The sequence below is a fragment of the Pseudomonas sp. NPDC089534 genome (genome assembly GCF_044749305.1).
GTDB classification, from domain to species: Bacteria; Pseudomonadota; Gammaproteobacteria; order Pseudomonadales; family Pseudomonadaceae; genus Aquipseudomonas; species Aquipseudomonas ekonensis.
The window spans coordinates 1-8,745 of sequence record NZ_JBIVHR010000149.1 but is presented as its reverse complement, the minus strand read 5'-3'; the positions used below and the strand labels follow the sequence as shown (position 1 = coordinate 8,745).

The 8,745-nt window shown below is 65.5% G+C and carries 5 protein-coding genes; all 5 read right to left on the bottom strand.

Going from position 1 to position 8,745, the window contains the following annotated elements; all coding sequences use genetic code 11:
* Window positions 1-73: 73 nt before the first annotated feature.
* Window positions 74-1,501: a sigma-54-dependent transcriptional regulator gene (locus ACIP0B_RS27115; RefSeq protein ID WP_400837986.1), complete on the bottom strand. Its 1,428-nt coding sequence runs from the start codon at window positions 1,499-1,501 to the stop codon at window positions 74-76.
* Window positions 1,470-2,963, bottom strand: coding sequence for a sensor histidine kinase (locus ACIP0B_RS27110; RefSeq protein ID WP_400837983.1), 1,494 nt, complete (start codon window positions 2,961-2,963; stop codon window positions 1,470-1,472). The genes ACIP0B_RS27115 and ACIP0B_RS27110 overlap by 32 nt, the downstream gene beginning before the upstream one ends.
* A 104-nt stretch (window positions 2,964-3,067) precedes the next feature.
* Window positions 3,068-4,159, bottom strand: a complete 1,092-nt coding sequence (locus ACIP0B_RS27105; protein WP_400837980.1) for an SCO family protein — start codon at window positions 4,157-4,159, stop codon at window positions 3,068-3,070.
* Between the two features lie 17 nt (window positions 4,160-4,176).
* A complete protein-coding gene (locus tag ACIP0B_RS27100) occupies window positions 4,177-6,981 on the bottom strand; it encodes a multicopper oxidase domain-containing protein (RefSeq protein WP_400837977.1) in 2,805 nt (934 codons plus the stop codon).
* A 169-nt stretch (window positions 6,982-7,150) separates the two neighbouring features.
* The gene (locus tag ACIP0B_RS27095) at window positions 7,151-8,599 is read right to left on the bottom strand and encodes a sensor histidine kinase (RefSeq protein WP_400837974.1); all 1,449 of its coding nucleotides are present in this window, start codon (window positions 8,597-8,599) and stop codon (window positions 7,151-7,153) included.
* Window positions 8,600-8,745: the final 146 nt, after the last annotated feature.

The window sequence follows — 8,745 nt, the reverse complement described above, 5'->3', positions numbered from 1 at the left end:
CAGATCCTGCATACACCCGCTATCCCCTGTGGGAGCCAGCCTGCTGGCGATGGCGGCGACACGGATCCTGCGTTCACCACTGCCGCTTGTCCGGCCGGGCCAGGCCGAGCTTTTCGATGCGGTAGCGCAGCATGTCGCGGCTCAGGCCCAGCAGGCGGGCGGACTTGGTGACGTTCCAGTCGGTCTTGTCGAGCATCTTGCGCACCATGTCGCGCTCGACCTCCGGCAGGTTCATCGACTCGGTGTTGCTCGCCGGGCGCGGTTCGAAGTGCGGCATCTCGTGCTGGTGCAGCGCCGGCTCGTCCACCAGGCTCATGCACACGTTCAACTGGTGGGCGGCGATGGTGTCGCCCGGCGCCAGCAGCACGGTCTGCTCCAGCATGTTGCGCAGTTCGCGCACGTTGCCGGGCCAGGTGTAGCCGAGCAGCAACTCCTCGGCCTGCTGGCTGAAATGCAGGTTCGGCTTGCCGTAGCGCTTGCCATGGCTGGCGAGGAAGTGCCGGGCCAGCAGCAGGACATCGTCGCCCCGGGCGTACAGGCGCGGCACCTTGATCGAGATGATCCGCAGGCGGAAGAACAGGTCCCGGCGGAACTTGCCCTGCTGCACCATCTGCTCGAGGTTGCAGTTGGTGGCGCTGATCACCCGCAGGTTGACCTTGCGTTCCTTGACCGAACCGACCCGACGGATGGTGCGATCCTCCAACAACTTGAGCAGCTTGGCCTGCAGCACCAGGTCCATTTCGCCGATTTCGTCGAGAAACAGCGTGCCGCCGTCCGCCGCCTCCACCAGCCCGACCCGGCGGTCCTTGGCGTCGGTGAACGCGCCCTTCTCGTGGCCGAACAGTTCCGACTCCACCAGGTTGGAGGGAATCGACGCGCAGTTGAATTCGATGAACGGCCCCTTGCTGCGCGAACCGTCGAAATGCAGCGCGCGGGCCACCAGTTCCTTGCCGGTGCCGGTCTCGCCTTCCACCAGCACCGGCGGCAGGTCGCCGCCGGTCATGCGCCGCTCGGCGTCGAGCAACTGGCCCAGGGTGCTTTTGAGGTGGTGCATCGGCGCCGATTCGCCGATCAGCGCCTGCACCCCGGACTTCTGCGCCTCGCGCTCCTGGTAGAACGACAGCGTGCGCTCCATCCGCTCGGTGGCCAGGGCCTTGTCCAGCAGCAGCTTGAGCTCCGGCAACGCAACCGGCTTGGTGACGTAATGAAAGGCGCCCTCCTTCATCGCCACCACCGCATCTTCAACGTTGCCGTAGCCGGTCATCATGATCACTTTCAGATCCGGCGCGCTGATGCGCAGCTTCTGGATCAGGTCGTGGCCGCTCATGCCCGGCAGCGAATTGTCGGTCAGCACGACGTCCGGCATGAAGCTGCCCAATTGCTCCAGCGCGTCCTCGGCCGAATGGCAGACCGTCACCTCGAAGTCCTTGCGCTCCAGGTAGGTCTGAATATTCTCGGCCAACAGTTCGTCATCCTCGACCAGCAGAATGCTGTGCTCCATATTCCCCTCCCGATGCCACTTTGAAGTTGAGACTGACGCGGGTTCCCTCCTGCTCTTTGCTGGTCAAGACGACCGAGCCCTGAAAACGCTCCATGATTCTTTTGACCAACGCCAGGCCGACCCCGAGGCCGCCCTGCTTGGTGGTGAAAAACGGCTTGAACACCAGCAGCTGCTGCTGGGTGCTCATGCCTTTGCCGGTATCGCCCAGGGTCACGCGCACGCAGTCGGCCTGCGGCGTCTCGATGTCGACGCTCAGCACGCCGCCCTTGGGCATCGCTTCCAGGGCATTGGCGAACAGGCTATTGAGAATTTGCGTCAACAGCACCTTCTGGCTGACGACCGGTGGGCAACCGCGCGGCGCGAACCGCACCTCGACCCCGTTGCGCCGGATCAGCGCCTCGAACGCGCCGAGGGTGTCCTCGACCGCCGGCAGCAGGTCCACCGCTTCGCCGTCGTCGTGCATCGGCCGCAGCGACACCAGCAGTTCGCGCACCCAGCGCGACATGCGGTCGACCTGGCTGATGATGTCGCCGATGTTGCGCTGCGCCCCTTGGCTGGCGACCTCCTGCGCGAGTTCGGCGCTGGAGCGGATGGTCGCCAGCGGATTGCGCAGGCTGTGGGCCACCGCCGAGGACATCTCGCCCAGGGCGACAAAGGTTTCGTTGCTGATCAGCTGCTGTTGCTGGGTCTGCAGCAAGGTCGAGGCCCGCCGCACGATCCAGAACAGCCCCAGGTAGATCGCCGCCCCGCCCAGCAGGGTCGCGGCCCAGATCGAGGCGAAGCCGCGGTCGATGCGCTCCACCAGGTCCGCCGGCTCCTTGTAGATCTCGACCATGGCGACGACTTTGCTCCGGTCCGCGTTGAACATCGGGATGTAGTTCTCGATGAACAGGTACTTGGGTTCGCGGGACAGTTTCTGCTCGGGCTTCTCGTCGTCGATCTTGTGGTAGCTGGACGACACGGGCACCTGCATCTCGAACGACTCGTCCAGCTCGTCGTCGTCCTCGAACTTCACCCCGATCAGGTCCGGGTTGGTCGACCATATCACCGTGCGGTCCAGGGCGTAGACCGTGGCCAGCAGGCCGTCCGGCAGGTGCTCGACGTGGTCGAGGAATTCCGCCCGGGCGGCGACGTGGGCGACGGGATCGACATCCGGATAATTCTCGTCCTGGCGCGGGTCGAGCATCTCGCCCATGGTGCGTTGCGCGCTGATGCCGGCGTGGCGCATCTCCGCGTCGCCGATGGCCTGGACGAACTGCGCGGTGAGCAGCGCATCGCGCTCCACGCTCTCGGTGACCACGAAACGCGTGGAGACATAGCCCAGGCCCAGCGCCACGGCAGCGATGATGAAAAAACTGGCCAGCGAAAACCAGCGCAGCAGATTGAACGGCCCACCCCAGAACTTGCCGGCAACGGCCTTGTCCTTCGGCGCCGATGTTGTCTGTTCTTCCAGTCGTTGCATGGAGGTGCCCTGGTTTTGTTGTATCAGGCCGGTTACAGCCGCCATCACGAATGAGTGTAGGTGGCAATGACCGTGACACACGGCCCGTTGATGCTATTTGGCCGCTATTGCATGCGGCTCACCGTTTCGCTGGCGGGCCCCGTGCCTGTCGGCGTCAAGGCTCCGTCGGCCAGCGGTTGCACCGAAGGATGCTGACGCTCGGTCTCGTCGCGCAGGAACTCGATGACCGATTGCGCGGACGCCTCGTCCAGGCGCAGGTTGGGCATCGGGATGCGCTCGTAGCGTTCGAACAGTTGCACCGCGATCGGATCCTTTTCCGCCAGCATGCGGTCCGGTTCGCGGATCCAGCGGTTGAGCCACGCGGCGTCGCGCTGGCGGGTGACGCCGATCAGGTCCGGGCCGATGCTGCGCATGCCGATGCCCTGGCCGTCCAGCGGGCCGAGGCTGTGGCACGAGGCGCAGCGGGTGCGGAACAGTTCCTCGCCATTGCTCGGCGGGCGGATTTGCGGGGCCTCGGCATAGCTCTGCCCGGTGCTCGGCTCTTTCCAGTTCTGCAGGGTGTTGGCCAGTTGGTCGGCGAGGATCCACGGATTCTCGAACGGCGAGGCCTTCATCCAGCGCCCGGTGCCCTGGTTGCCGACGATCAGGCTCAGGTTGTGGTCCTTGCTGCGGCCGTTGTCGACGCCTTCGATGAACAGCCCCAGCTTCTTGCGCAGGTCCGTCACGTCTTCGAATTCGCCGGTGAGGAACCGCCAGCCCGGCCCGACCTTGAACCGCTGGGCGTAGGCCTTCAGTACCGCCGGCGTGTCGCTCAGCGGATCGATGCTGATCGAGTAGAAAAAGATGTCCTTCCCGACCCGGTCGCCCAACAGGTTCTGCACCTGGCGCAGGCGTGCGGTCTCCAGCGGGCAGGAATCGCTGCACGAGGTGAAGATGAAGTTGATCACCACCACCTTGCCTTTGATCAGGTCGTCGAAAAAACGCACCTGCCGACCGTCCTGGTCGGTCAGCAGGGTGTTGGGGAAGTAGTCGCCGCCCCACGGGGTGGCGGCTTCGCTGGCCGGGGCCGGCGGCGCGGCGCCGGCCCCGGTGTTCTCCTGGTGCGCCACCAGCGCCTGCGCGCCGAGCAGGCAGGCCACCAGGGCCAGCACCCGATGCATGCCCCAGGCCTGGGAGCGCAGTGTCGACCGTTTCATCTCCGCTCCCTCCCGGTTCATGGCTTGACCACCACTTGCGGACCCAAGCCGTCGCCGGTGCGGAAGGTCGGCAGCGCGGCGGAGTTGACGTAGCGCACCCCGTCCCAGCTCGGCAGCGGCGTCGGCATCAGTTGCAGTTGCCCCGGTTTCTCAAGGTCCCAGCGCAGCAGCATCGAGTTGTCCTCGTGCTGGGTGTTGTGGCAATGCTCCATGTAGGTGCCGGCGAACTCGCGGAAATTGATCGCCATCTCCACGCTGTCCAGCCCGTCGGCCTCCGAGCCGATGCGGTAGACGTCCTTGCGCGCCCATTTTTCCCACTCAGGCGGGGCCTTGCCGCCGCGGCTGAGGATGATCCCCTCCTCGAAGTGCACGTGCACCGGATGGCTCCAGCCCTTGCCGCCGGCCTTGATGTTCCACACCTCCAGGGTGCCGATGCCGCTGACGCCGGCGTCGGTCGGGCCGCTGGCCAGTTTGGTGGACGCATTGAGGCGACGCGGATCCATGTGGAAGCCGAAGCCGCCGTCGGTCTTGATCGTCCACGGCGCCTCGTCGGTGCCGTCGGAGCGCCCGAAGGTGAAGGTGCGGTGCAGGGCCTTGGCCAGCAGGGCCTTGTCGGCGGCGTTGTCGCGGTGGATCTTCAGCGGGATCATCGTCAGCCCTTCGGCCTTGCCAGGCTTGGCCGGCTCATAGGCCGCCGGATCCATGGCCAGGTCCTGGCCGCTGTAGGACTTGACGTTGAGCTGCAGGACCTTGCCCACCGCCGGGTCGCCCTTGTCCCACTGCGGGCCCTTGCTGGTCTGCTTGATCACCGCCAGGTATTTCTCCGACAGCACATCGGCCAGCGAGATGACCTCTTTGGGCCCCTTGCCGTCGTCCTGGGCCTGCAGGTTGACCACGAACAGCTTGTCGCCGGGCTTGATGCCGTTTTTCGCGAAGTTGACGATGATGTCGAACCGCTCGGCGATGCCTTGGGTCGGCAGGATCGCGTTGTGGTTCTGCCTGTCGCCGTCGGCGTCCAGGTCCATGGTGCCGTCGAACGGCACGCTGTGCTCCATGATGTTGCCGTCGTTGGCGATCATGTGGAACGGCACGCGGCTGTAGGACACGCCCGAGTTCTTCGGCCCCTGGAACTCGCCGCCGGAACCTTTGACCTCACGCACGATGGCCAGCTTGAAGTAGCGCGACACCGAACCGTTGAGGATCCGGAACCGGTAGCTGCGCGCCCGCACGTCGAGGATCGGCCGCCATTGCCAGTTGACCAGCACCTGATCGCCGATGAAGCCGTCGGTGTTGAACGGGTTGAACCACAGCTGGCCTTCCTGGTCCCAGGCCTTGTCGGCGAACACCAGGTTGATGTCGTAGTCGCGGTTGCCCCACGGCAAGGCGCTGCCGCTGGGCAGGCGCAGGTTGACGCCGTCGTTCACCGACTCGTTGCCCCGGTCGATGGCGCTGTAGTAGTTCATCATCGCCGCGTTGCCCTTGTAGACGTTCTGCGCGGTGAAATCGAGCATGTGGTCGTGGAACCAGTGGGTGCTCATGGTTTCCCGGTAGTCGCCGCGGATCTTGATGGTGCCGTGGTCGCAGGTCTTGAGCCCCGGCGTCAGGTCGTTGACCCACAGCGTCTCTCCCGGTGCGCAGGGGAACGCGGCGCGCGGATCCTGGGCCTTGGTGTTGATGCTGTCGTAGCCGGCGAGCTGGATCGGCCAGCGGTAGTCGTAGAACTGGCCGGGGAAGAAGAACGCGTTGGCGTAGCCGTCGCTCTCCGCCGGCGCGTGGCCGTTGTGCTCATGGGTGGTGATGGTGTGCAGGCCGAAGCCGCGGTTGGCCGACGGGTCGATCGGCAAGCCGTTGTAGTGACGCATCAGCACCGGCTGGCCGTAGCGCACCATCAGCAGCTTGGGCGGCAGGGTGCCGTCGAAGGTCCACACCGCGTTGTGGTTCTGCGCCGGCATGGCCGGGTGGAACCGCGGATCGACGCCCTTGGCGGTGCCGTCGGTCGCCGGCACGCCGGCCACGTTGTGGTACAGCCCGCCCGGCCCGAATTCGCCGACCGCATAGCCGTGCATCTGCCGGCTGTCACGCAGCCCGCCGTTCAGGCGCGCGCCGGTCTGCACGGTCTTGTAGGCCACTTGCGGGTAGAACTCGTTCCAGCGCTGATGGGCCCAGCCTTTTCCCGGCGGACGGCCCTCGGCGGAAGAACCGATGTGGCGGTTGAGGAACAGTTCGATCTGCGCCTGCCACGGGTTGCGGTCCACCACGTTGGCGAACTGGCTGGGGAACGGCGTCAGCCCCGGCTGACGCAGGAAGGCGTCCAGCGCGGTGCCGGGCGGTGCGCTGCGGGCGACGCTGTTCGGATCCTGCGCCGGCGCAGGTCCAATGGCCGCCGGCGGAAAGCCCAGCGGCGCCGCGGGTGTGGTCGGGTCGAGCCTTTCCGGGCCGAACTCCTCGAACAGCGTCAGTTGCTGGGTGAACGGCTGAGCGCCGTACAGCGGGCTCGGCTTGCCGTTGGTGGGGTAGTTGAAACTGGTCTGCACCCGCGGCGGCAGGACGTTTTCCGTGCGGGTCGAATCCCGCGTGCCTTTGACGCCGTTGGGCAGGTCGAAGGAATCGACGTTGGCCTCGGGCATCGTCAGGATAGCGTTCAACGCCGCCGGCTCGTCCGCCGGCTCGTCGTAGTAGGCGGAAGGGTCGGAGGCCTCCGGCTGGCTTTCGTCGTCGATGGGGCTGGCCCGGACGGCCATGGTGCCGAGGGTCAATGCCAGAAAGACGCTCAGCGGCGTCAGCAGGAATTGCTTGCAGGGGTAACGCGTTGTTCTGTCCATCACCAGCCGCCTCGTCAAAAGGAAGGGGTGATGGTGTTTTGCAATTACCTCGCCAAAGTATTAATGCCTTCTTAAACAACAGGTTAGGCGCGCTGATGAATTCCCCACTCCCCGGTGACCGGGGCCTGACACCCAGTGGTGGGGAAAGTTCAGATTGTTTTTTTTGCGGTCACTGGATGAGCTGGAACGCCAGACGGACGGTGGTGCCCTCGCCCTCGCGGCTGTCCAGGGTCACGCCGCCGCCGAAACGCTCCATGATCCGCTTCACCAGCACCAGGCCCACGCCGAGGCCGCCCTGCTTGGTGGTGAAGAACGGCCGGAACGCCATGCTGCGCTGCTCCTCGTTCATGCCCTTGCCGGTGTCGCTGAGCATCACCGTCACACTGCGGCCGTCGCCGGTCTCCAGGCCGACGGTCAGCGTGCCGCCCTTGTCCATCGCCTCCAGGGCGTTGGCCAGCAGGCTGTTGAGGATCTGCGTCAGCTGCACCGGTTGGCTGAGCACCATCGGCGTCTCCTGCGGGTGGAACACCACATGGACGCCGGCCTTGGCGATCTGCTGCTCGAACGCCGTGAGGCTGTCGTGCAGCGCCGCCACCAGGTTCACCGGCTCCGGCTCATCGTTGAGCGGGCGCAGCGACTGCAGCAACTCGCGCACCCATTTGGACATGCGGTCGACCTGGCCGATGATGTCCTTGATGTTCTTGTGCGCGGGGCCCGCATCGAATTCCAGCGCCAGTTCGGCGCTGGAGCGGATGGTCGCCAGCGGGTTGCGCAGACTGTGGGCCACCGCCGAGGACATCTCCCCCAGCGCGACGAAGGTTTCGTTGGCGATCAGTTGCTTTTGCTGCGCCGCCAGCAGGATCGCCGCCCGCCGCACGATCCAGAACAGCCCCAGGTAGATCAGCCCGCCGCCGAGCGCGGTGGCCAGCCAGATCAGCACCAGCCCGCGCTCCATGCGGCTGATCAGATCCTTGGGCTCCTTGTAGATCTCGACCATCGCCGTGACATGCGTGCCCTCGGCGTCGAACAGCGGGATGTAGTTCTCGATGAAGATGTACTCCGGCGGCACGACGAACTTCTGCTCTTCGCGGCCCTTGTCCACGTCGTGGTAGCTGGCGGACACCGGGATCTTCTCGTCGAAGGCCCGGTCGAGGTCTTCGTCGGCGTGGATGCGCGTACCGATCAGGGCCGGGTTGGTTGACCAGATCACCTGCCGGTCGGGGGCGTAGATGTTGGCCAGGATCACGTCCGGCAAGTGCGCGACGTGGTCGAGGAACTCGTCGCGGGCATTGGCCCGGGCGGCGGGATCGACATCGGGAAAATCGTTGTCGTGGCGCGGGTCGAGCAGATCGCCCATGGTGCGGATGTTGGGGATCGAGACATGCCGCACCTCCGCCGAAGCGATGGCCTGGATGAACTGCGCGGTCAGCAAGGCGTCGCGCTGCACGCTTTCGTCGATCACGAAACGCGTCGACACCGCCCCGAGCGCCACGGCCACAGAACCGATCACGGCCATGCTGATCAACGAAAACCAGCGCAGCAGGTTGAACGGCTGCTTGCGCGAGCTCAGGCGAAGGCTGCCCTCCCCGGTTGGAAGCGATGGTGACTGCATGTTCATGGCGGCGACTTCCCGATACGTCCCTATTGGTTTATAGCCCACGGTTGGGGGATTGCCCGAAAGCGGGTGCCCACCGCATCGCTGGCAAGCCAGCTCCCACACAGTTCGGCGGTGTTCGCAGAATTGGCAGACCACCGCAAAACCTG

Excerpts from the sequence above, each read along its gene's own strand:
- ACIP0B_RS27115 (WP_400837986.1), bottom strand. The coding sequence starts at position 1,501 with ATGGAGCACAGCATTCTGCTGGTCGAGGATGACGAACTGTTGGCCGAG.
- ACIP0B_RS27110 (WP_400837983.1), bottom strand. The coding sequence starts at position 2,963 with ATGCAACGACTGGAAGAACAGACAACATCGGCGCCGAAGGACAAGGCC.
- ACIP0B_RS27105 (WP_400837980.1), bottom strand. The coding sequence starts at position 4,159 with ATGAAACGGTCGACACTGCGCTCCCAGGCCTGGGGCATGCATCGGGTG.
- ACIP0B_RS27100 (WP_400837977.1), bottom strand. The coding sequence starts at position 6,981 with ATGGACAGAACAACGCGTTACCCCTGCAAGCAATTCCTGCTGACGCCG.
- ACIP0B_RS27095 (WP_400837974.1), bottom strand. The coding sequence starts at position 8,599 with ATGAACATGCAGTCACCATCGCTTCCAACCGGGGAGGGCAGCCTTCGC.